Below are 22,080 nucleotides of genomic sequence, written 5' to 3' on the forward strand. Positions count from 1 at the left end.
TTTAATTCTATGGGTAACGATCGTTGGTTTTTGGAGTACATACAAAATAGTATATCCTAGTTCTCCGAGCGAAACGTTGAAACAAGATGATGTCGCTAAAATTGACCAAACAAAAAGATTGATCGACAAGAGGGAACAAGAATCCAGCATGCCCCAGCATAAGAAACGAATTTATCATAATAAGCAAAAATAATATGGAACCAAAAATGATAACTATCAAGCAGAGGCAGCATCGAAGATTTCTTCTGATGTTACCGCTACTAACTTTTCCCTTTTTGACTATCCTATTCTGGTCATTAGGTGGCGGAAGCCCTAAAGCCGGCAACGAAAATATTTATCAGGATGCTGGCCTTATGGTAGATTTACCAAATCCAGACTTTAGTGATCAAGCACCACTGACTAAGTTAGATTATTACGCTAATGCGCGTAAAGATTCTTTACTCAGGGATGAGCAAACTAAAAATGACCCTGCATATGTGGCACTTGACTCACAAGAAGCTACGGGTGAGGATGATTATTTTGTCCAGGGAGATTACTTATCGCAAAGTTTTCCGGCATCGGGCAATATTACGTTTGTTGATTACCAACAAGAGCAGGTACATCGTAAGATGGCTGAGCTTGAAAGAACGCTTCGAGAGCAATCGGCTCGAGAACAGAATCATACACAAACATCTATGGAAATGCTGCCACCGCGGCAAGGAATAGCTACAGCTGATATTGATCGGTTGGAGCAGTTGATGGCTGGATTATCGGAAAGTTCAGGTCCGGATCAAGAGCTGAATGAACTTAGTGGTATTTTGGAAAAAATCATTGATATCCAGCATCCTGATCGAATAACATCCGAAGGTCGAGAACAGTCTAATTCATCTATTGATAGTATGGTAGCACCTTTAGAAAGGTTTAGCACAAGCCTTCATATATCGCAGCTTGGGCAACTGGATACTTTTTCGGGAAATGGGGTCGGATTTTATGGAATACGAGAAAGCCGCTCTACAGAGATAAAATCAAATATTATTAGGGCTGTGATTCATGAGGATCAAACTGTGGTTGACGGCTCTGTTGTCAAATTAAGATTCTTGGATGATGTAAAGCTGCATAATGTGCTGATTCCAAAAAGCAATTTTGTCTATGGGGTGGCACGCTTAGCAGGGGAGCGTTTGCAAATACATATCAGTGAAGTTCGCTGGATGGATACCTTGATACCACTTAAAGTATCACTATACGATTTGGACGGTATGATAGGTATTCATGTCCCCGGCTCCATAACGCGCGAGAGCGGTATGCAATCTGCCGATCGATCTATTCAAGCACTAACACCCAGAATGATGGATCCTTCTTGGTCCATACAGGCTGCTGGTGCGGGTATTGATGCAGCGAAATCATTGCTCAGCCGAAAAACTAAATTAATCAAACTGCACCTGAAGGCAGGACATCAGGTTTTACTTCGAAACGATCAAAACCATCATTATTCTAATAATTCGAATATTTAGATAGCTATTTTATGAAAAAGATAATTGTAAATATAACCATTTGGTGGACTGCTTTAATAACGGGCGCGACCGCTTTCGCTCAAAGATTCACCCCTATTGATCTAACGCCGTTACCAGTAGAGTTAAGCACTGGATTTACAACACATATTATATTCCCGCATTTTATTAAAGCGGTGGATTTAGGAAGCACGGATATAATCGCGCAAAAAGCCCAAAATACGGATAATGTCCTTCAAGTAAAAGCTGCTAAGGAGCATTTTAATCCCACAAATTTGACTGTTATTGGAGGAGATGGAACGTTGTATAGTTTTTTAGTTAGTTATGTCGCGCGTCCGGATAAGCTGACCATTTCGTTGAAACCAAAATTGGAGAGCGACTCGCAGATTATGATTTCCGATACGCAGGTGAATGAATCGAAATTACATGAAAATTGTAAGTTGATCACCAATCAACAGTTTAGGCGACCTATGGTTAAGCGTGCAAAATATGGTGCAGAGGTTGGTATGACAAACCTTTACACCCATGAGAACCAACTTTACCTGCGACTAGATTTGCAAAATAGCAGCACAATAAACTACCGGGTCGCTCAAATACGTTTTTTCATGAGCGATAATAAGCTTGCTAAGAGAACCACGATACAGCAGCAAGAATTATTGCCAATATACGTTGACGGTGACATTTCGAAAATTGCACCCCGAAGCCATCAGCTAATTACGTTTGTGTTGCCATTATTTACTATTCCAGATGGTAAACATCTACGGATACAAATGCTGGAGGAAAATGGAGGCAGGAACATTGAAATAAAACTACGCAACAAGCATTTGCTTCGGGCAATTAATATTGATTGATATAAACCTTAAACATCATGAACATGAACAATTTTGAATACCTACGCGATCAAATTAAATATTCTGGATTTGGTGAGCATTTGGAAAGCGATCTCAAAAAACATATTGAGCAAGGTAAGCCGGAGTTTCAACTAAAGCACAGTACTGATTTCGGGCATGATAAGGTAAACGCAGAATTGAATTTTTCGAAATCAAAGCAGACAGATATGTATTTTTTTAATTCCTATCAAGTTCAGATTGAAAAGCCGGATAATCAGCTGGCTTCATCGCAACTGTTTTACATTAACAAAAATAATAACATCACGTTCAAAGAGGCTTACAATCTGATGGACGGTCGTTCGGTACATAAAAATCTTACCAATAAGCAGGGAGAAAGTTTTGAAGCGTGGTTACAGCTGGACTTTAAACAGACAGATGACCAAGGAAACTTTAAACTTAAGCAGTATCATGAAAATTATGGATACAATCTGGATTCAGAATTGAGCAAGCATACTATTAAAGAATTAACAAACCAGACCTACAAAGATAATTTGACCGAATCGCTGAAAAAAGGCAATGTTCAGTCTGCCACTTTAATACGCGATGGTGTTGAGCAGAAAGTTACGCTTGAAGCTAATCCTCAATATAAGACGGTAAATATCGCAGAATTTGTTTCTAATGATATGAAGCAACAAAACGATAGGACGCTAGTTACGCGGCAGGGACAAAAAGATTTGGTTCACGACAAATCCAAAAGTGAGGATGTGAAAAAAACTCAAACAAAGCAAAGTCGCAACAAAAAGCAGAGTATGTAACCCAAAAGAAAGGCAGTTCAAATGCATGTAAAACCATTGAATACCTTTTTTGACGCAATAGCATATGATGCCCGAATTGGAATGTCTCATATCGCGTTATACGCAGCTATTTTTCAATACTGGTCAAGAAATTCACAAGTTAAAAGCATTTGTTTGTATAGCAAAGAAGTTATGAGGATGGCAAAAATATCTTCACCGTCCACTTATCATCGATGCTTAAATGAACTAAGAGAATGGAATTACATCATCTATCGTCCATCGTATAATAGATTGAGAGCAAGTGAAATTGAACTGAAAATTCTTGATGGTAATTCTGCTCAAGATGTTGAATAGCTATTGATTTTAAAAATTAAAATTATGAATGTAGAAATAATAACGAAACGAGATTTGGAAGTTCTGAAGACTGAGCTCATCCATGAGATCCGAAATATGCGATTTACTAAACAGACCAATGCTTCGTTGCAAAAGGAATGGTTGAAAACCTATGAGGTGCTTGAAATGCTAGGCATTTCGCCGGGCACCCTGCAGAATCTCCGTCAGAAAGGGGTAATACCATATTCAAAGATTGGTGGTTTAATATTCTACAAGCTAAAGGATATCGAAAGTATGTTATGCACTAATCAATCTTAAAATCTTTGGTGGATACTTTCAGCGTACTAACGTTCGCATAGCAGTTCAGTAATGTCTCATTATTGAACTGCTTTTTTATCGGTCGTTTTTTGCGACAGAAATAATAGATTCATCACTTACCCACTTTTCACACTAAATGTTATCTCAAAATGTTGTTTTACAAATCTATGTTTCATAAAATTTCATATCAAACGTTTTTATGGAAATAGGATATGCTGGGTTTAATACCTAAGATCAGAATCTAAATATGGAGATTGACTGCTTACAAAAAACGGTTGTAAGACAAAATAATTAGATAGATTTCAAGCTTCTCCTTTTCAAATCTATCTCAAAAAAGACGGCAATTTTACGTATATTTAATTTCACCTAAATAGTACCTTTTATGATGTTTCGTTTCTTTTTCTTGCTGATAATCTGCATTATGGTAGGCAACCCTCATATTTTGCTTTCTAGCGATAATGATAATTTTCGCATTAAAGGCTCTGTTGAAGGGAGTTCTGGAGCAAAGGCTTATTTGGTGGATATTGGAATCTTCTATCGCCTGATAGATAATGGTATAATTCTAGACTCTTGCGAAATAGAGAATGATAAATTTGAATTTAAAGGGAATGTCAATATCCCTACTTGGTGTGCTATAAAGATACCAGAAATGACTAAAGCTTACCAGATATTTATTCTTGAGCGTGGAGACATTGAGGTTGCTGGGCATATCGACAAGCTACATGAATCGAACATCTTTTCAGAGGGTTCTGAAAACGATGTGCTGAAAAATTACAATAAAAGAAGTTATTCTCTAGAAGAAAAACTAGCTATGATATCAGAGAATCCTGAATCGATTGTATCACTGCATGTACTCGACATGCTACTTTACCGATCGGAAATAGATTTGTCACAGGCGCATAGCCACTTTTCGAAGCTTTCAGAAGATATAAGACGCTCTGAAATGGGCAACATTGTATATAAAAGAATAGAACAGTTAGAGCATAACAACTGGCAGGTCCTCCCAGCATTCATCGGCACCGATATATCTGGAGAAAAAATATCTTTTCGAGATTTTAAAGGCCAATACGTGATAATAGATTTTTGGGCAACTTGGTGTCAGCCGTGTATGGAAGATATGCCCAAATTGGTTGATATTTACGAAAAATATCAAGATAGCTTAGAAGTCATCTCAGTATCTCTGGATCGCGACATAAATCTTTGCAGGGAAACAATTGAAAAAGCAAATATGAATTGGCGGCAAATTTGCAGCGGCGATGCATCCAGAGGTGTTCTTCCGCTAATGTTTAATGTTGATGCAGTACCTCGCGCTATTATTTTTGATAAAAATCAAAATCTAATTTATGATTCCTCAACTTCTGAAGTGAAATTTCACGACTTTCTGGAGGATAGGTTCTTTAAAAATAGTCGCTTGTAATGTATTTTGAGTTAACCGGGGTGTGCTAAAAACTTATATACCCAATAGATATTGCTGTCTCACAAATCGAATAGTAATAAGTAAATCGCTTTTCAGGTTTCAGAAATATCTTAAAACAACTAGATTTGTGCGATGATATTTCCAGTACCAAATAAATTTCTTAGATCAATATTACCCTTTTGTCACTTTGCATTTTTGATTGCCATTTTCCATAATTCAATAGTTAAAGCATCAGCACAAGAAAAACCGAGAGTTAGTTATAACCAATTAACTTATCTGCCAAAACAATATAATTTAGACACGCTATATCATCCGCTGGTTATCTATCTGCACGGAGGATCTCAAAAAGGGAATGATTTGAATAAACTTAAAACTTACGGTCTTCCTTTTCTAGTAGATCAGGGAAAGGAATTTGATTTTGTCATGGTCGCTCCGCAATGCCCAGATGGAAAATACTGGTCTACGGAAAACTGGTTTGATTCACTCTACAATGATGTTACCTCAAAATATAGAATTGACAAAAGCCGAGTATATGTGACGGGTATCAGCATGGGAGGGTACGGAGCATATATTACTGCATTAGATCATCCGGACAAAATAGCAGCCATTGTTCCTTTGTGCGGAGGGATAAATGATAGGGACATATCTCGGATATGCACAATCAATCACATTCCTATTTTAACATATCATGGAACCGCTGATGATGAAATATCTATACACGAAACTGAGAGAATAGAAAATTTGTTGAAGCAATGTAATGGCAATATGGTATTTCATCGACTAGAAGGTGAAGGTCACGCTATTCAATATATTTATGAGACCAAATTACAAATCTATAAGTGGATGTTGCAACAGCAAAAACATTTGTAAAACATCTCAAATTCCAAGATAATTACCTGATGGTTTAGAGTACCCACCATTAGTCTCGGCGAAAGACTGACAGGGGCTATTTAATATTTCACTTGACTTTAGACTCAGCGGAAAAGATCTTTTGTAGTCTCACAAAAGGAATATTTTCATTTCTAGTATCTAGGCCGTCTTCAATAGGGTAGTTCTAATCAAATTTGATATATTTGGGTAAATTATGAATTCCATGAAAACCAGATATTCAAAGCGATCCTATTTGAGGGATGCTGTATTCTTATTTTTAGGTGTGATTTTATACAAAATTATCGTAGACCTCATTTTTCCTTTGTTTTCATAATCCCAAAAACTACTAATCTAACGCTAAAATTTATGTTAAGTAAAATTGACTTTAAGAAAACTTCGGATGATGAATTAATACGCAAATCAAAAAAAATGCGAAGAGATTACAAAATATCTTTAGTGTGTACGATAGTATTGTCAGTTGCATCAATTGTCTCGATTATTGACGGTACTGTCAAAGTGTACACATTTTTATTTATTCCTTTGCTTTTACTGCTTATCGCTAACCGTAGGCAGCAGAAATCTCTGATAAACGAACTTGAACAGCGGAGAATTGCCTGAGGAAATATCAGCTATTTTCTTAATTAGGATTTGTTAAACCGGTTTTCCACTTGTCAAGTCTACTATTTAAGACCATTTAATTCTATGAAAGACAACAACACCGAATTAAAAACAATAACTATGAAGGAGCTTTTGAGAAAAAAGTCTTCTGCTAGTGCGGTACTCTTAGGTATTAGTTCAACAGTGCTATTTCTAATAACTACACTCATATATTTAGCCATAGTTAAGGATAAACCTGTACTATAAGTTGTTGCTACCTCACTCTCAGTTACGATATTGCCGAGTGTGATCTATGTAAAAAACATTCTTGATGAAATCAAAAGGAGAGGTGAAGCATCATAAGGAATTGTATATACCAGTTGTCTCACAAAACGAACAGATTTGATCTCGATTCGTTTTGAACTATACAGTATTCCATTACTATTCAAAACTGAAAGCAATCAAGATTATATGGATAATTTTTATGTAATAACTGGCGGCCCAGGTGTTGGTAAAACTACATTGCTGACCGAGTTGGAGAAAGTCGGTTTTAGAATCGTACATGAAGACGCGAGGCGTATAATACAAAATGAAGTTAAAAAAGGAGGAGATGGATTACCATGGAAGAATAAAGCATACTACACGAAATTGATGATTGAAGAGTCAATCAAAACATATAAATTACTTTCTGAAAGTGGTTCAAGTGATATCCATTTTTTTGATAGGGGTATTTTCGATGCGTTTTGCTACGCTGATATGATTGGGATAGATATAGAAGATCATTTAAAAAAGGCTGTCAGCGATATTAGGTACAATCGAAAAGTCTTTCTTTTGCCACCTTGGAAAAGGATATACGAAAATGATAATGAGCGTAAGCAGGAGTGGAATGAGGCCATATCTACCTATAACGCTATGAAATTGACTTACCGTAAGTATGGGTATGAATTAATGGAAGTACCAATTGGGACTATCGCTAATCGGGCTGATTTTGTAATCAGCCAGATCGGTTGATGGTGTCAGACTATCACAATCTGTCTCACAAAACGAAGAATTTTAACTTTAGTAATGCATATGGAAGTAACTATTTAGTATTTCCAGACATTATTTCCCGTCCTACTGTCATACGAATTAAAGATTTCGAGATTCAGAATGTCATGTTTATGCCGGCGGCTTCTTTATGCGCGAAGCCTTTATATACTTTACAAAATCTCAATAATATCATCATCAATTTTTTATGTATTTTAGTAATTAGGAAGCATCTATACTATCCTTAACTTGAAAATATAACCTAAGAATATGAGAATTGTATTGTTTATTTTATTAATTATCGCAGTTTCAGGAAGCAACGTTTATTCACAAACACGAAGCACCTTGTCAATCGACGAGAAGATTTATGGTTTATCCAAATTTTGGAGTGAGGCAAATTACAATTTCGTATACATGTACAAGATAAATCCATCGGTATGGAACAGTGCATATAAAGAAGCTATTGCTAACGTTCAAAAGGTACAAAACGATTATGAATACTTTCGGGAACTTCAAAAACTTTGTGCAATTTTAAAAGACGGTCATACTCAAGTATATTTCCCGGATGATATACAGAATGAAATACTGACAACTAATTTTGGAGAATACCGCATATTTCTAGCAAATGTCAACGGCAAAGTGTATGTTGTAGATGTAAATAAGAGCAAACAAAAAGATATCCCAATAGGCAGTGAGGTTATTAAAGTAAATGGCTTATTAACAGAAGAATATCAACGACAGTTTGTAAAACCGTTTATCGCAACTTCGACAGAAGCTGACCTGAATAATAAAGCAGCTTATAACCTTCTTTCGGGATTAGCTGGAGAACAATACAGTATTCATGTCAAGACGCCCGAAGGCGAAATGAAAAACATTAAATTGACTCACGCAAAAACGGATGAGATTGAAATGGTTTCAGGGTCAATGCCTAATAGTGAGATGTTCGAATTTAAGTGGCTAGAAAACGACATAGCTTATACCGCTATTCGCTCTTTTGAGGATGGGGAGGTTGTGCAAAAATTTGAGTCAATACTAGCAGAATTACAAAAGGCTAAAAGTATTATTATTGACATTCGTAATAATGGCGGCGGAAGCGGAAAAAATGCTATGAATATTGCTAAATATTTTATAGAAAATGATATTATTTATGGGGCTAAAAACTATAGTAGGAATATAATCCCGACAGAACGAGCAATCGGCTCATTTCTTACACCACAAGATACGATCAATGGAAAAGCTCAATGGGGTATATCTAAAAAAGAAGCCATCAACTACTATAAAGCATTCATGGGTGTAAAATTCCATGCGTTTGATTATCGACCTACTGTCGCTCATACAGATATTAAACTGTTAGTCCCTGTCGTCATTCTTTCCAATAGCTACACCGCTTCTGCGGCTGAAGATTTTTTAATATATCTTTACGATAAGGAAAATATTAAACGGATGGGTGATTACACAAATGGCAGTACAGGCCAGCCGATCCAAATTGACTTGCCGGGGAATACTACAGCTTGGATTTGTACAAAGAAAGTGACATTACCAAATGATGAGGAATTTGTTGGTGTAGGAATAAAACCTAATGTTGTTGTAAGACAAAATCTCAATGACGTTTTATATCCCTTAAAAAGTGACTCTCAATTGGAATCTGCTATTCAATATTTAAACCAAGATGAAAAATAGATCAATATAAACTTCACTCTGTGCGCATGAAATCAATGTCTAGAAAAGTAGCTAAATGTTTTTAAGATTATCGAGTTTCTTAAAAAACAAACAATAAAAGCATTTTACCGTCTCAAAAGGTCTCCACGCATTCTTTCGAATACTATTTCAGGTCCAGCCAGTAATAAGAATAGCGCTACAAATGCAATCTGTGCAACGATAAGGTAGATATTTGGAATCAGTATTATCCACCAGACAAGATTTTTTTTGCGTATCTTGACCAAGGAGGCAATTGTCGTTGTTGATGTAAATAAGAATAATATTAAGTAGACTCCATAAGTCATTATATCATTCCAGTATGCAAAATAAAATACGTTTCCACTGATAATTGTCATTGTGGCTGCGATTAGCAGTAAACTATTTCTGTTCATACAATAAGCCTCCTCACTAATATATTAATTCAGTTTGGAATCCACGGAACATATTAATTGAATGGGCATAGAAATACTACCTATAGAACTTGAAGAATTAAAGCGGATAAGATCGAGGTCGGCATTATTAAGATTCCTCCTTCTCGTATTTGTATGTCCTCTTTACATCCTATTAATGTACGAGGGCATATCTTCCTTAATCTACCTTGTAAGAACCAATTTCCAATTAACAGATTTACTTCTAATAGCTTTCGTTATTATTTTCAACTTTCTGATATTTAAATATGTTACCCCTTTTTATAGAGTAGCAGCTGATGATTCAAAGTTGACGACAAAACGTGTAATCAAGACAAGAATTATAAAAGTCGAAGAGGAATTTATAAGTGACATGGGGACCAGATACATTGTTTATACAGACTTAACTCCCCCTATAATATCTACCCAGAATGTTCTCATATTTAAAAACATTGATTTCTCAAAACTTGCCCAAGGCCAACTGATTGAGATAAACTGTCTTGATCGAGAGTGTAAGAGAATACTATCTATTAAAACGTATTTGGGTAATTGATTTTGTCTCACAAAACGAAGATATATACAAACTATATGCTTTTAGGGTTCAAAAGCCTAACGCCATAACATATAGTCATCACCTCTCTCCACATTTGAGCTGTTTTGTTCTTTAACTACAATTACGGATTGTGATGGGTTACTGCCTACCGTATGTATGCTTCCATCCAATGGAATAATATTTAGGTTCCATGTACCAGGTCTAAATGTAGCCGGCTGATAATCCGATACAACAAGCAAAAAGTTTCCATCTGGGGAAAAAACACCCTCTCTTTCTTGGGTCTGGCTATCTGTAACCTGTTTTAACTCGGTTCCATCGCTATTCATAACGTATATGTGTTTGTCTATTCGAACCGAAATTTTCGAACCATCTCTACTACAATGCATATTACCCCACTCGGAATAACTCATTTCTTTTATTGCCACAATTTCATCATATGGAGGATGTGTTTTCAAAATATGTTTGCCATCAAAGGTAAATAGGATACTCTTATCAGCAAGCATCAATGCTCTATCTCCCAGTGTTAAATTCTTACCGTTTACCGTCTGTAGATGTTTAACAATATTACCTTCTAAATCAAGCAATACAATTCCATGATTCAAATCTGGTTCAAGTAAAATATGAGAGTTGTCCGGGCTGAGCTTACCAGCTATCAAACGATCTTCTCCTGCAAGACGTGGGTAGATTATTTCTTTCGAAATCGCACCATTTCCAGTCTGAACGAAGTTGAATTTGATGTGCTGAAAATCGCCAGCTATGGATGATGTTTCCAGACGTAAGAGCCCATCCCAACTCACATCCCAACCATTCAAAGAATAATTATTTTGATCAAAATAGATTTTCTTTGTACCACTGCTCAAATCTAATGAATATGTTTTCTCGCCGTTATCGTATAAAATATTTCCAGTTGGGGTTAGGTTCGATCTGTCGTCATCGACGTTGTTGTCCTTGCTACAGGCAGAAACAAATGCGATTAGGTATACCAAAAAATGGATATTTTTCATAATATATAAACGTTGTATGCGATAAATTAAAGCAATAAGAGTGCCCTTACTTATCCACGAAAACCAGTATTTTATAGAAAAATCTCCTAAAAATTAGATCAAGAATATAAACTAAATATTAACGTACAATCGAACCCTATGAGAGTTATGAATGTCGCACAAAACGAACTAATAAAAAAAGTCGCTCTCATGCATAAGCATGTAGCGACTTCAGCATTAGTAGTCATGTCAAAATCTTTATTCCAGGGGCAAGATTAAGGCAAAATTGGAAATGCAAAGACATAAATATACGTTCCATCAATTCCAGTATTTTTTAAGACATTTACCTGTGTTTCCACATAATCTGCCTGTTCCTTCTCACGTATTACGGGCACTTTATTATCCATATAGATGCCCGTACCATCAGGGTTAGTACCTTGTAAAACAGCAAATCCACCATTTTCTTTTTCAGCAGCGCCATCATAAGCACAGCTACCTACTTCCATTAACAATAGAGGCTTACCTATTTTATATTTTTCCAGTCCACGTACATAAATATTGAAGCTATATCATATAATTACTTTAGGTTCTGCTTAAAAAACGCCTCCATCTTATCAAATGGAATAATATCAATCTTGTCGTACAAATCGGTATGTACGGCATTAGGCACTATAACCAGTTCTTTGGGGCTTGCTGCGTTTTCATAAGCAGTTTCGCTAAAATAGCGCGAGTGTGCTTTTTCGCCTGCAATAATTAAAACAGGTCGTGGCGAAATCTCTCGTATGTAAGCCAATATCGGTGCATTCATATTTGTCACCGCGTTAGTCAATGACCACGATGCATTGGAGTTGAGCGAACGCGGATGAAACCCTCTATCAGTTCTGTAATATGCTGCATATTCTTTCACAAACTGTGGCGCATTTTCAGCGACATTTGCCAGCCCGGTAGCGCCATAAGCCGGAGTTCCGTTTTGCACATCCTTCCAACGTTGTTCGCCTATTTGTACATATTCATTTAAACGTTCTTCCGATGTTTTCTTATCATAATAGCCATTTGCAGCCCCTCTCGATATGTCATACATGGTGGAAGTAGCGACGGCTTTGATACGTTTATCTGGTGCTGCGGCATTCAGGGCATAGCCTCCAAATCCACAAATACCGATAATACCTATTTTGTTACGGTCTATATTATTTTGTACGCCCAAGTAATCTACGGCAGCACTAAAATCCTCGGTATTAATATCGGGGGATGAGATATTTCGGGGTTCGCCACTGCTTTCTCCTGTATACGACGGGTCAAAAGCAAGGGTTATAAATCCACGTAATGCTAACTGATTCGCATATAATCCCGATGATTGTTCTTTGACCGCGCCATAAGGACCGCTAATGGCAATAGCAGGCAGCGGTGATGTTCCTATACTTTTGGGAATATACAGATCGCCTGAAAGTGTTATTCCGAAACGATTTTTGAATGTTACTTTTTTACGAGTTACCTTATCACTTAGTTGAAAGGTGTAATGGTCTGTTGTGTCTAACTGTTTCATTTCTGTATGTTTATGCTGTGCAGTGGCCCCTAACATAAAAAAGGTTGCTATTGCGACCATAAGTGTCTTTTTCATTTTATTCGCTGATTAAATTGTTTTAATAATTTTGCAGGTATACCGCCTACAACTGCATTATCGGGAACATCTTTGGAAACCACCGATCCGGCGGCTACGACTGCATTTTCGCCAATGGTCACGCCCTGCAAGATGATTGCTCCAGCCCCAATCCAAACATTCTTTTTAATATGTATAGGCTTTGGAATTAATGATTGTCTCTCCTCGGGCAAGATACCGTGACCCTCTGACAATAAGCTTACTTTCGGTGCTATCAGCACGCCGTCTTCTATAGTTATGCCTCCCATATCAAGAAAAACGCAGTCGAAATTGATAAATACGTTCTTTCCGATTTTGGTATGCTTTCCGTAGTTGATATGCAATGGGGTAAATATCGTTACACTTTCATCAATCTCCGCACCTGTGATTTCGCTCAATAAAATTCGCATCTCGTTCGGATCGGTGGTATCGTTCATCTGAAGAAGTAACTTTTTCGTAGCAAAAGCAGCCTCGCGCATTCTATGTACTTGCGAGTCATTAGATAATATGGTTTCCCCATTTTTCAGTTTTTGAAATATATCTCCTGTGTCCATACGATAAGAATTTGATACAATTCAAAATTAAAATAAAAGCCTTACAGGTATATTTCTGTAAGGCTCAAATATCTTTTCCTTTAGGCTCAATTCTACACTTCGGTCGGTGTCATTCCGTACTGTTTCTTAAATGCGGTAGAAAAATGTGAGGGATTTTTAAAACCGACTTCTACATATACATCCTGCACCTTTTTTCGGTCTTCTTTCAACTTTACATACGCAGCATCTAAACGTTTTTTTATCAGCCATTTTTGAGGACTTAGGTTGCTGACCTTTTTAAAATCCCGCTTGAATGTTGCCAAACTTCGACCTGTATATGCGGCAATCTGCTCCATCGAGAGGTCGTCCATATAATGATCGTTGAGGAACTCCAAAATATCTATCTTCCACGGGTCGGTGAAATCAAATAATACTGGAAAGAAAGTATCGGAATTATTCAACAAGGCATAAATGCCCTCCAATAATTTCAAATGGGTAACGCCCACGGTAGGTTTTATGTTCTCATCGAAATATGGAGTAAGCGATTGAAACAAACTGATAATATCTGCGCGAGGTTCAATTTTAAATACACTTTTGTCTGAAATGTTTACCTTTTTTGGCAGTTCTGATTTATTGAGGTTGCCATAAAATTCTCTTAATATGTTACGGTTAAAGGTCAGTGAAATTCCTTTATAAAACTCTTTACCCTTGCTATTTTTGTGTAATGTCAGCCTGTTGTTACGTCTTATAAAAGCGCATTCGCCGGCTTTTATTTTGATCTTCTTATTACTGTCCTCTATTATTTGCTCGCCTGAATAGAGGTACAGTAATACGTGTTCCGGTGTAGCGTGGATACATTTCTCACTATAATCAGTAAAACAGGATAAGAAGATACCCGAATAGTTTATTGTCTTTAATTTATCAGTTTGTCCCATATATTATACCTATATTATAAGGTCACCCTATGTACATGCAAAAGTACGCATTGAAACTTTGCGCACGTTTTTTGTAAGGCTCAATATACATTTTTGTATGCCTCATTATGCATTGCTCGTCCAGGTTATCATTTTTCAAATCCTATCAGAGTTTAAGTAGTTGTTTCAATAGATCGCATAAAAATCCCTGATAATTTACAGATAAAAAAAGAGATAAGATTTCAATGTAAATACGAAATATTGTCTCAAAAAACGAAGCATATTAGTCGCTAATGACCTCCTATTATTTGGGGAATAAATTGTATGTCGCATTTAAACAATCATTTAGATAATGAGTTCTATATACAATTATACAAACCTAATTTCTGGCATGACGAAATTTAAAATAGCCCGTTTAATATTTATTAAGTTGCTTTGCGTAGTATCCGCACACTCTTACTCGCAAGAAAACATATCCATAAAACAACTGGAACAAAATCTAGATAGCCTTGATTTACATATGATTTTTCTGGAGGAGTCTGACCTGAGCATAGATAGTTTAATATCACAATATGAAGTATGGAGGCTCAAATTTCCTCATTCTTCAACGGTACCATTAGCGTTGGGAAGATCATTGTTCTATCGAAGTCATTCAGATGCTCGAAAGTGGTTAACGTATGCGTTGCAGAACGATTCCGCCTTGGCAGAAGCACATATGCTATATGGCATGGATGCAGAAAGGTGGGGAGATAACAAAGTGGCTTCTGAAGCTTTTAGTAAAGCGAGTAGGATAGAAAAGGGTAACGCTCGTTACGCATTTTATGAAGCACATAGTTATGCTAATTACGATCTTAAAACTTATTTTGATAAGATGAATTCAATACCCGTCAACTACAAGGGCGATGAGGCTGCTGCGATGGCGCTTTATTGGCTGGCTAACAAAAGCCTTGATACTTTTCAAAAGAAGAGATATTACAAACAACTAGCTAAGGAGTATCCATTTGAGAAGTATCATTTTACCCGTAGCGGAATGAATGAATATTTCGATCTTTTGGTAAATGAGGATTTAAAGGAAGCAATAGAGTTAGCTACAAGTATATGGAAGCAACAGGCAGATAGCACTTGGTTTATTCGTCTTGAAAGTGCACAACTGTTATACTCCGCAAAAAATCAGTACAGCTCCGCTCAATATGATTCCGTATTATATTCAATAAAGAGCCTTGAAACTAGTAGGTATTCCTCAATCTCGCGTGCAACGACTTTATTGGTTGCAGACACATTTGTGAAACTATCCGATTTTAAATCAGCGCTTCAGGCTCTGACAACATACTTCGTTCAAAATCCCGATACTTCGGTATACAAGAGGATAGAAAAAATAGGTTTTAACAACGGTATGGAAAAATTTCAAATCAGGGATTTAGTTAAAACTACAATACTCGAAGAAGCGGATAATGCTTCCGAGATAAAAGCGACAAGTTATATAGATCAAAGTGAAATAAAGCTGAGCGACTTTTACGGCAAAACTGTACTGTTATCCTTTTGGTTTCCTACATGTGGGCCATGCAGAGCCGAATTCCCGCATATAGAGTATGTTCTAAACAATAGAAAGGAACGAGATGTCGTATATCTAGGCATAAACATGGTTCACGAACAAGATGACTATGTATTACCGTTTTTAGAAAAAGCTAAAACGTCATTCATACCTCTGAAAGACAATCCAGAAGAAAGAGGCAATCTAATTGCAGAAGCAGCACCTTCGAATTATCTAATAGACAAATCCGGGAAAATAGTCTTCAAGGATTTTCTAGTCAACAGTAATAACAGAAATGTCTTAGAGTTGATGCTTTGGATAATTGAATAACTGCCAAATAGAAATATTCGTGAAAATTCAAAGTACCTATAAGATCTCTTGTTGGAGATATATGTATCAGCTACACTACATATGTAATTTTTACTCATACTGAGTTGTCGCACAATACGAAGGTATCCAGCGATGATATCGTCTTATATAATTACTTATAATTACTTGGTGGGTGAGATGCTATTACACTGCGATAGATAAGTTCCTAACTGAAATATTCGCAAATCAAAAAACTTTATGATAAAATATCAGGATGACAAATTTGTATATCTCACTTTTCAGGTAGTAGCTTAGATTTCTTTTTTACTACAATACATAACATCACAGCGTAAAGATATTTACTAGACTTCCATTTAATAAAAACAAAAAGGTAACAAGAATCGTCTTTAAAGGGTAAGTAATTATGTTCAAACATCTAATAGAACCTTAATTATTTTTCATCACTATAATAATTGTATTAATGGACTATTATCCTACTATCGAGTCATTGGCACTGATCAGTGATCGAAATACTTGCGCTATATTAGACAAGAATGCGACGATCAATTGGTACTCTCCAAAAAGGTTTGATGACTCTTCGGTCTTCCACTCCTTATTGGATTCTAAATCTGGAGGAAGCTGGGAAATAATTACATCAGCGAGTCTAGAAAGTAGAAATTTTATTGATCGCAGTTCAGTTTTGGAGCAGAACTTTGTTGGGGGCGATGATCAGTTTACCTTGCGCGACTGGATGCCGATTCATAAATCTTACCGCGGCATCGTTCGCCAGTTCAGTAGTTCCAAACATAATATACACTCCCAAATAAAGATGACCCCTGACTATGGTAGGGGTCAAGCAGATATCACACGCATAAATGACCAGACCGTGCTATTTGAAAATACGGGCCTTTACCTATTCGTAAGCGTGCCCATTCAGATTTCTGGTGAAATGGTCGGTTTCAGTATTCCTGCAGGCACGGGAGGTTGGGCTTACCTGACCGATTTACAAACACCGGATGTATGGGAAGATGATTTTTTCGAAAGCATGCTTACCATCACGTTGGAAAATTGGTCTGACATTGCTTCCGAATTTGAGTATGAAGGTCTGTATCAGACAGAGGTTCTGAACGCAGTTCGGGGAATTCAGCAGCTAACTTGCGGGGCTACCGGAGGGGTGATAGCAGCTGCCACAACTTCTCTTCCGGAGGTTATTGGAGCTGAGCGAAACTATGATTACCGGTATGTTTGGGTACGTGACGCCGCACTTATCACCGGTGCACTTTCTGCACTGGAAGTAAGTGGAAAGGTGGAAGAAAAGTTTCTGGAATTCATGTATGAATCTATGCGCAAGAATACCGGGCAGTGTGTCTATCCCCTATACACTATCGATAATAACATTATCGAAGATCTTACTGAGCTGGAACTGGACGGCTATCAGCGGAGCAGACCTGTCCAAATCGGAAATATTGCTTCAGATCAGCGGCAGCTTGATGCCGAAGCTAATATCCTTATATCCTCTAAAATTATATACGACAAGTACGGTCGCAAAACGCACTGGGAAATGGTTCGACGTGTAGCTAATTATATCTGTGAAAACTGGCATAAACCTGAAAATGGTATCTGGGAAGAAGGGGCTGAATTGCAGTACACGTCTGGAAAGGTATTTTCAGTTATTGGTCTTGAAATGATCTCTCGTTATAGCGATGATGAACAGGAAAAATCGTACTGGCAGGCTACAGCGAAAAAGATAAGAAAATATGTTGGCCATAATTGTATGACCAGCTATGGGGCGTTTGCAAACTACGCTGGATCAGAAGAAGTGGATGTTTCCTCTGCGCTTTATGTACTGTGGAACTATACACTAGCGGACTCTCCTGAGATGCTGGCTACCATTGATAGATTGGAACAGCATCATTCGCGTGATAATTTATACTGGCGCACTTTGGTAGAATTTGATGCAAGCAAGGAAGGTGCTTTTTTGGCGGGAAGCTGCTGGATTGCGCACTACTATGCCGTAGCAGGTAATTACGAAAAAAGTGCGCAGATTTTGGATTCAGTCAAGTCTTATCAAAATGATCTGGGATATTTTGCGGAGGAGGCGGACGTTGATAATAAATGTCAGCTAGGGAACTTCAATCAAACTTTTGTACAGTCCTCATTTATTTGTGCAGCTAACGGTCTTAGCCGTGAAAAAGAGGGAGTAGATACCGTAGTGCGATAGTCTTGCAGCTACGCGGGAATCTAAAAAAAGCGTTCGATAGGCATATCCTATCGAACGCTTTTCATTTATCAAACTGTTTTCAAATCAATTTCCCTTTAATTTACCATACACTTCACCTAGGCGATCAAATGCCTCTTTCTTTTCCCAAGTCGGGATTTTTTGGGAGCGTGGATCGTCTTTAGGGAAAGACTTCACTAGGGAGAAGGTGGTCATATCAAAATCTCTATTCCCGGGTCCACTATAAGGCATAATCGGAAAGGCAAATACGTAGATATAGGCACCGTCAATACCTGTACCATTAAGGATATTTATTTGAGTTTCTATATAGTCCGCCTGCTCTTTTTCATCTCGGACAGGAACCTTGTTATCCATATATATGCCCGTACCGTCGGGGTTCGATCCCTGGAGAACGGCAAATCCGCCATCTCCCTTTTCACCGGCACCCTCGTAGGCGCAGCTACCAAGCTCCATAACCAAAAGCGGCTTTCCTATTTTGTATTTTTCAAGCCCCTGTACATACTCTTCTGCTGTCTCTCCTCTACGGTAATAGTCAATGCCCACAATGTCAAATAGATCCCAGTTCACCTCTTCCCAAGTTCCCGAAGAGTAAGTGACCTTTCCTGTGAAATTGGCACGCACGCCCTTGCATATCTCAGCAAGTATTTCGTTTAGCTTTACGTTGGCCTGTTTAAACTCTTCCGTCTTTTCTGTGCCGTGTCCAGGAGCAACACCGTTTTCTATCATGAACATTACGCGTTCATTAAATGTCTCTCCCGGAAAGGCTCCGCGACTAAAAATAGTGTATTCGCATCCTTCTACAAAGATAAGATCCACCCCTTTGGACTTCAACTTTTCAGCTTCTTTCGCTGCTTCGGTCATAAAAGCAATGGTCTCATTTGCATCCGCGCCCATTTTCCATGGATTGAACAGTACATGTAGTCCAGCCTCATGCGCGGCTTCTGCCGCCATTACAAGGCGTGGTATTTCTTCTCCTTCGATACGTACTGAATTGGCATGCAACTGACCCGCAATCTGCTTCATATCGTATTTTACCAATTCCGGATTGAATGGTTCTACCGAAAGTGGGCCTGGACTAAACTGGAGCCCAACATCATAAACTACTCCTCTGTACTTCATATTGTTATCATTTTTATTAATTTCATTCTGTTTAATTTCATTTTCTGGATTCTGCTGTTTTGCAAAGCTGGGTACATACTGAAATACAGAAAGTACCATAAGTCCCATAAGTGTGCTTTTTAATGCTGATTTATTCATGCTATCTAAAACTTTTATACCTGTAAAGACTAATCTAAAACCCTTTTAATTTTACAAGCAATCCTATTAATGTCTGCATCTCTTGGCTGGACAGCGAATCAAAATTGCTTTCCATCTGGCTAAATTCTTTCTCCACTTTATTGTATAATTCCTGTCCTTTTGGAGTAAGACCAATGACCACAAGTCTCTTATCTTGAGTGTTTGCCGACTTTTCGACCAAACCCTTTTTTAGTAGTCTATCCACCAAACGAGACACTCCAGGATTTTTCTCGTACATCCACTTTAGAATGTCCGATGTGGATACTTTCCCTGCGTGATGCAGTATGGCCATAACATTATGCTGCTGGGGAGTGAGATCGTATGTCTTAAAAAACTCTAATGCCCGGTTGGTCAAGTGGTGATAAGCCTCCAAGATTTCTACGCCAATCCTTTTGGTGTCATTTAGATGTTGCTTCCCTTCTGTTTGTGCTTTCATCGTATATGAATTTTATTATTATAACATTACATATGTGCTCCGCCATCGATCCTTAACTCCGTGCCGGTGATGAATTTACCATCATCCGAAGCGAGCATGGCTATTGCTCCGGCTACTGCATGCACAGATCCCAAACCGCCAGGAATCGCCGCCTCCTGCTTGGCGAAAAGTTTGTAGTCAATATCGGGCGGAAAAGCGATTCCGCCCTGTTTTGTCATGCCCGTTTGTATACCACCTGGAACAATATTTACTGCACGAAGTCCCCTGTGGGCATACTCTGCAGCAATGGCATGGGTAAGTGCTTGTATGCCTCCTTTGCTGGCAGCATATCCCGCAAAATAGGGGTGTGCAAAGTTTGCAGCAGTGGAGCTGAAGTTAACCACTACACCCTTTCCCGATTTTAACAAAGCTGGTAGCGCAGTTTTGGTCATTAAAAATGTACTGGTCAGGTTTACCTTTATCAAGGTATTCCAAAGATCCAGCGATGTCTCATGGAAATGAGCTGCCCGAAGAATTCCAGCAGCATTAACTAGCACATCTAAAGTATCATCTTCTTTAAGTAAGCTAGAAATTGTATCCGTCACTTTATTTTCATCGGACACATCTAGTGTAACCAGCGTAAGTTTGTCGTCTTCCAACCATTCCAGAGCCATGTTTCGCGTAATTTCTAGGCCATCGCTGGATATGTCAATAGCCAATACTTTAGCCCCTTCGGTTAATAGCCTTATTGTTGTTGCTTAGCCAATGCCGGAGCCCGCTCCAGTGACGATCACTGTTTTACCTTCAAATCTTTTATTCATATATTAATTATATTACATTTCAAAACTAATGATTAAACATCAATGTCTAGTCATTGTTTTGTTTTTTTTGCTTTTCAATATTCAGCGAGACAAGATTTGCACGATCATGACCAATATATGAGTACAGGTGTATTCATATTATTGGGTATATTTGCACATTATTTAGGTAGAAAGGTTACACATGAAAGTATTAAGTCAATTCGAACCGTTATCTGTAGAAGAAGTTCAGGAGGTTAGCTATTCCTGCTCCAGACACTCGCATACCTATTACGAGCTGGTTTACATTTCTAGTGGAACAGGTAACCATTTGCTCAATGATGACATCATTCCCTATGTTGCGGGAGATCTTTTCCTGGTTGCACCAGGCGAACTTCATTCATTTGATTTAAAGAGCGAAACCCACTTTATCTACATCAAATTCACAGAAGCTTATTTTGAGAGTAAAAAGCATTTGGCACCTGATGAATTTAAGATTGGATCTCCAGAGCTACTTATGCAGATGAAGTGGCTGAAAGAAGTGAAGATTGTAGTGAAGGAGCCGTGCAACCATATTCTAAAGTCGACAATTGAAAATCTATTACTGTACAGCAAGCACCGGAGCATCAGTGCTTCGCCAGTGGCATATTATCAGCTGCTGAGCATCTTTGGTATGATAAGAGAAATCCTTCGAGAACGTAATGCAGCCAGCAAAGAAGAACTAAATCACGAACGGCTGATATCGTTTGTTCATGAGAATATCTACGACCGTCAAAAACTGCTTGTTCGAAATGTAGCTAATCACTTCAGTATTTCATCCACCTATTTTAGTAATTACTTTAAGCGTCACTTTGGCATGTCCTATCAAACGTACCTAGACACTTACCGAACTGCTCTGGTAGAAAAGCGTTTGAGTGTTGGAGGGCTAAAGACCAAACAGATCGCGCAGGAGTTCGGGTTTACCGATGTCAGCCATCTTTCCAAGACATTTAAGAAAGTAAAAGGATATACCCCTAAAGCTTATCTCAATAGTTTAAAGTCCAACCTTAAGCAAAGCATTTAGACCGAAAAGCCCAAAATTAAAGTTATTATACTTT

At 37.9% G+C, this 22,080-nt stretch carries 19 protein-coding genes; 11 read left to right on the forward strand and 8 right to left on the reverse strand.

Annotated elements, in window-relative coordinates:
* Window positions 1-194: 194 nt before the first annotated feature.
* The 8 genes from traM (at window position 195) to ACFSQ3_RS08935 (ending at window position 9,352) form a co-directional block, all read left to right on the forward strand.
* Window positions 195-1,490 carry a conjugative transposon protein TraM gene (gene traM, locus ACFSQ3_RS08900; protein WP_380869192.1) on the forward strand — a complete coding sequence of 432 codons (1,296 nt, stop codon included), beginning with the start codon at window positions 195-197 and terminating at the stop codon, window positions 1,488-1,490.
* 11 nt (window positions 1,491-1,501) lie between these two features.
* Window positions 1,502-2,338 (forward strand): conjugative transposon protein TraN, encoded by an 837-nt coding sequence (traN, locus tag ACFSQ3_RS08905; RefSeq protein WP_380869193.1) that lies wholly within the window; start codon window positions 1,502-1,504, stop codon window positions 2,336-2,338.
* 17 nt (window positions 2,339-2,355) lie between these two features.
* A complete protein-coding gene (locus ACFSQ3_RS08910) occupies window positions 2,356-3,132 on the forward strand; it encodes a hypothetical protein (protein WP_380869194.1) in 777 nt (258 codons plus the stop codon).
* A 357-nt stretch (window positions 3,133-3,489) separates the two neighbouring features.
* Entirely contained in the window at window positions 3,490-3,762 is a 273-nt protein-coding gene (locus ACFSQ3_RS08915; protein WP_380869195.1) for a helix-turn-helix domain-containing protein, read from the forward strand.
* Between the two features lie 382 nt (window positions 3,763-4,144).
* Window positions 4,145-5,179 (forward strand): thioredoxin-like domain-containing protein, encoded by a 1,035-nt coding sequence (locus ACFSQ3_RS08920; RefSeq protein ID WP_380869196.1) that lies wholly within the window; start codon window positions 4,145-4,147, stop codon window positions 5,177-5,179.
* A 132-nt stretch (window positions 5,180-5,311) separates the two neighbouring features.
* Window positions 5,312-6,049, forward strand: a complete 738-nt coding sequence (locus ACFSQ3_RS08925) for a carboxylesterase family protein (protein WP_380869197.1) — start codon at window positions 5,312-5,314, stop codon at window positions 6,047-6,049.
* Between the two features lie 1,068 nt (window positions 6,050-7,117).
* On the forward strand, window positions 7,118-7,657 hold the full coding sequence (locus ACFSQ3_RS08930) for an AAA family ATPase (RefSeq protein ID WP_380869198.1): 540 nt from the start codon (window positions 7,118-7,120) through the stop codon (window positions 7,655-7,657).
* 285 nt (window positions 7,658-7,942) lie between these two features.
* Entirely contained in the window at window positions 7,943-9,352 is a 1,410-nt protein-coding gene (locus tag ACFSQ3_RS08935; protein ID WP_380869199.1) for a S41 family peptidase, read from the forward strand.
* 1,034 nt (window positions 9,353-10,386) lie between these two features.
* Here the strand turns inward: ACFSQ3_RS08935 and ACFSQ3_RS08940 are convergent.
* From ACFSQ3_RS08940 to ACFSQ3_RS08960, 5 genes are all read right to left on the reverse strand, one after another.
* On the reverse strand, window positions 10,387-11,334 hold the full coding sequence (locus ACFSQ3_RS08940) for a TolB family protein (RefSeq protein WP_380869200.1): 948 nt from the start codon (window positions 11,332-11,334) through the stop codon (window positions 10,387-10,389).
* Between the two features lie 254 nt (window positions 11,335-11,588).
* Window positions 11,589-11,819, reverse strand: a complete 231-nt coding sequence (locus ACFSQ3_RS08945; RefSeq protein WP_380869201.1) for a hypothetical protein — start codon at window positions 11,817-11,819, stop codon at window positions 11,589-11,591.
* A 71-nt stretch (window positions 11,820-11,890) separates the two neighbouring features.
* Complete coding sequence (locus ACFSQ3_RS08950) at window positions 11,891-12,931, reverse strand: alpha/beta hydrolase (RefSeq protein WP_380869202.1); 1,041 nt, start codon at window positions 12,929-12,931, stop codon at window positions 11,891-11,893.
* Window positions 12,928-13,503 (reverse strand): sugar O-acetyltransferase, encoded by a 576-nt coding sequence (locus tag ACFSQ3_RS08955; protein WP_380869203.1) that lies wholly within the window; start codon window positions 13,501-13,503, stop codon window positions 12,928-12,930. Before ACFSQ3_RS08955 ends, ACFSQ3_RS08950 begins: the two co-directional genes overlap by 4 nt.
* Window positions 13,504-13,595: 92 nt before the next feature.
* The gene (locus ACFSQ3_RS08960) at window positions 13,596-14,417 is read right to left on the reverse strand and encodes a helix-turn-helix domain-containing protein (RefSeq protein ID WP_380869204.1); all 822 of its coding nucleotides are present in this window, start codon (window positions 14,415-14,417) and stop codon (window positions 13,596-13,598) included.
* A gap of 370 nt (window positions 14,418-14,787) precedes the next feature.
* Here ACFSQ3_RS08960 and ACFSQ3_RS08965 point away from each other — a divergent pair, with 370 nt between their 5' ends.
* Together ACFSQ3_RS08965 and ACFSQ3_RS08970 are read left to right on the forward strand one after the other, a co-directional pair.
* Window positions 14,788-16,257, forward strand: a complete 1,470-nt coding sequence (locus tag ACFSQ3_RS08965; RefSeq protein WP_380869205.1) for a redoxin family protein — start codon at window positions 14,788-14,790, stop codon at window positions 16,255-16,257.
* A 460-nt stretch (window positions 16,258-16,717) separates the two neighbouring features.
* On the forward strand, window positions 16,718-18,457 hold the full coding sequence (locus ACFSQ3_RS08970) for a glycoside hydrolase family 15 protein (protein ID WP_380869206.1): 1,740 nt from the start codon (window positions 16,718-16,720) through the stop codon (window positions 18,455-18,457).
* Between the two features lie 84 nt (window positions 18,458-18,541).
* Here ACFSQ3_RS08970 and ACFSQ3_RS08975 read toward each other — a convergent pair whose 3' ends face one another.
* From ACFSQ3_RS08975 to ACFSQ3_RS08985, 3 genes are read right to left on the reverse strand one after another with little or no spacing between them, the layout of a single operon-like run.
* On the reverse strand, window positions 18,542-19,732 hold the full coding sequence (locus tag ACFSQ3_RS08975; RefSeq protein WP_380869207.1) for a hypothetical protein: 1,191 nt from the start codon (window positions 19,730-19,732) through the stop codon (window positions 18,542-18,544).
* Window positions 19,733-19,766: 34 nt separating this feature from the next.
* On the reverse strand, window positions 19,767-20,207 hold the full coding sequence (locus ACFSQ3_RS08980; RefSeq protein WP_380869208.1) for a MarR family winged helix-turn-helix transcriptional regulator: 441 nt from the start codon (window positions 20,205-20,207) through the stop codon (window positions 19,767-19,769).
* 26 nt (window positions 20,208-20,233) lie between these two features.
* Entirely contained in the window at window positions 20,234-20,935 is a 702-nt protein-coding gene (locus ACFSQ3_RS08985; protein ID WP_380870031.1) for an SDR family NAD(P)-dependent oxidoreductase, read from the reverse strand.
* 253 nt (window positions 20,936-21,188) lie between these two features.
* Here ACFSQ3_RS08985 and ACFSQ3_RS08990 point away from each other — a divergent pair, with 253 nt between their 5' ends.
* On the forward strand, window positions 21,189-22,046 hold the full coding sequence (locus ACFSQ3_RS08990) for a helix-turn-helix domain-containing protein (protein ID WP_380869209.1): 858 nt from the start codon (window positions 21,189-21,191) through the stop codon (window positions 22,044-22,046).
* Window positions 22,047-22,080: the final 34 nt, after the last annotated feature.

Origin of the sequence: Sphingobacterium corticis, from assembly GCF_042684745.1 — a bacterium.
In the GTDB taxonomy this organism is placed as follows: Bacteria; Bacteroidota; Bacteroidia; order Sphingobacteriales; family Sphingobacteriaceae; genus Sphingobacterium; species Sphingobacterium corticis.

Excerpts from the sequence above, each read along its gene's own strand:
- ACFSQ3_RS08980 (WP_380869208.1), bottom strand. The coding sequence starts at position 20,207 with ATGAAAGCACAAACAGAAGGGAAGCAACATCTAAATGACACCAAAAGG.
- ACFSQ3_RS08960 (WP_380869204.1), bottom strand. The coding sequence starts at position 14,417 with ATGGGACAAACTGATAAATTAAAGACAATAAACTATTCGGGTATCTTC.
- ACFSQ3_RS08955 (WP_380869203.1), bottom strand. The coding sequence starts at position 13,503 with ATGGACACAGGAGATATATTTCAAAAACTGAAAAATGGGGAAACCATA.
- traM (WP_380869192.1), top strand. The coding sequence starts at position 195 with ATGGAACCAAAAATGATAACTATCAAGCAGAGGCAGCATCGAAGATTT.
- ACFSQ3_RS08930 (WP_380869198.1), top strand. The coding sequence starts at position 7,118 with ATGGATAATTTTTATGTAATAACTGGCGGCCCAGGTGTTGGTAAAACT.
- ACFSQ3_RS08975 (WP_380869207.1), bottom strand. The coding sequence starts at position 19,732 with ATGAATAAATCAGCATTAAAAAGCACACTTATGGGACTTATGGTACTT.
- ACFSQ3_RS08990 (WP_380869209.1), top strand. The coding sequence starts at position 21,189 with ATGAAAGTATTAAGTCAATTCGAACCGTTATCTGTAGAAGAAGTTCAG.
- ACFSQ3_RS08915 (WP_380869195.1), top strand. The coding sequence starts at position 3,490 with ATGAATGTAGAAATAATAACGAAACGAGATTTGGAAGTTCTGAAGACT.
- ACFSQ3_RS08945 (WP_380869201.1), bottom strand. The coding sequence starts at position 11,819 with ATGGAAGTAGGTAGCTGTGCTTATGATGGCGCTGCTGAAAAAGAAAAT.
- ACFSQ3_RS08950 (WP_380869202.1), bottom strand. The coding sequence starts at position 12,931 with ATGAAAAAGACACTTATGGTCGCAATAGCAACCTTTTTTATGTTAGGG.
- ACFSQ3_RS08935 (WP_380869199.1), top strand. The coding sequence starts at position 7,943 with ATGAGAATTGTATTGTTTATTTTATTAATTATCGCAGTTTCAGGAAGC.
- ACFSQ3_RS08925 (WP_380869197.1), top strand. The coding sequence starts at position 5,312 with ATGATATTTCCAGTACCAAATAAATTTCTTAGATCAATATTACCCTTT.
- traN (WP_380869193.1), top strand. The coding sequence starts at position 1,502 with ATGAAAAAGATAATTGTAAATATAACCATTTGGTGGACTGCTTTAATA.
- ACFSQ3_RS08965 (WP_380869205.1), top strand. The coding sequence starts at position 14,788 with ATGACGAAATTTAAAATAGCCCGTTTAATATTTATTAAGTTGCTTTGC.
- ACFSQ3_RS08910 (WP_380869194.1), top strand. The coding sequence starts at position 2,356 with ATGAACATGAACAATTTTGAATACCTACGCGATCAAATTAAATATTCT.
- ACFSQ3_RS08920 (WP_380869196.1), top strand. The coding sequence starts at position 4,145 with ATGATGTTTCGTTTCTTTTTCTTGCTGATAATCTGCATTATGGTAGGC.
- ACFSQ3_RS08940 (WP_380869200.1), bottom strand. The coding sequence starts at position 11,334 with ATGAAAAATATCCATTTTTTGGTATACCTAATCGCATTTGTTTCTGCC.
- ACFSQ3_RS08970 (WP_380869206.1), top strand. The coding sequence starts at position 16,718 with ATGGACTATTATCCTACTATCGAGTCATTGGCACTGATCAGTGATCGA.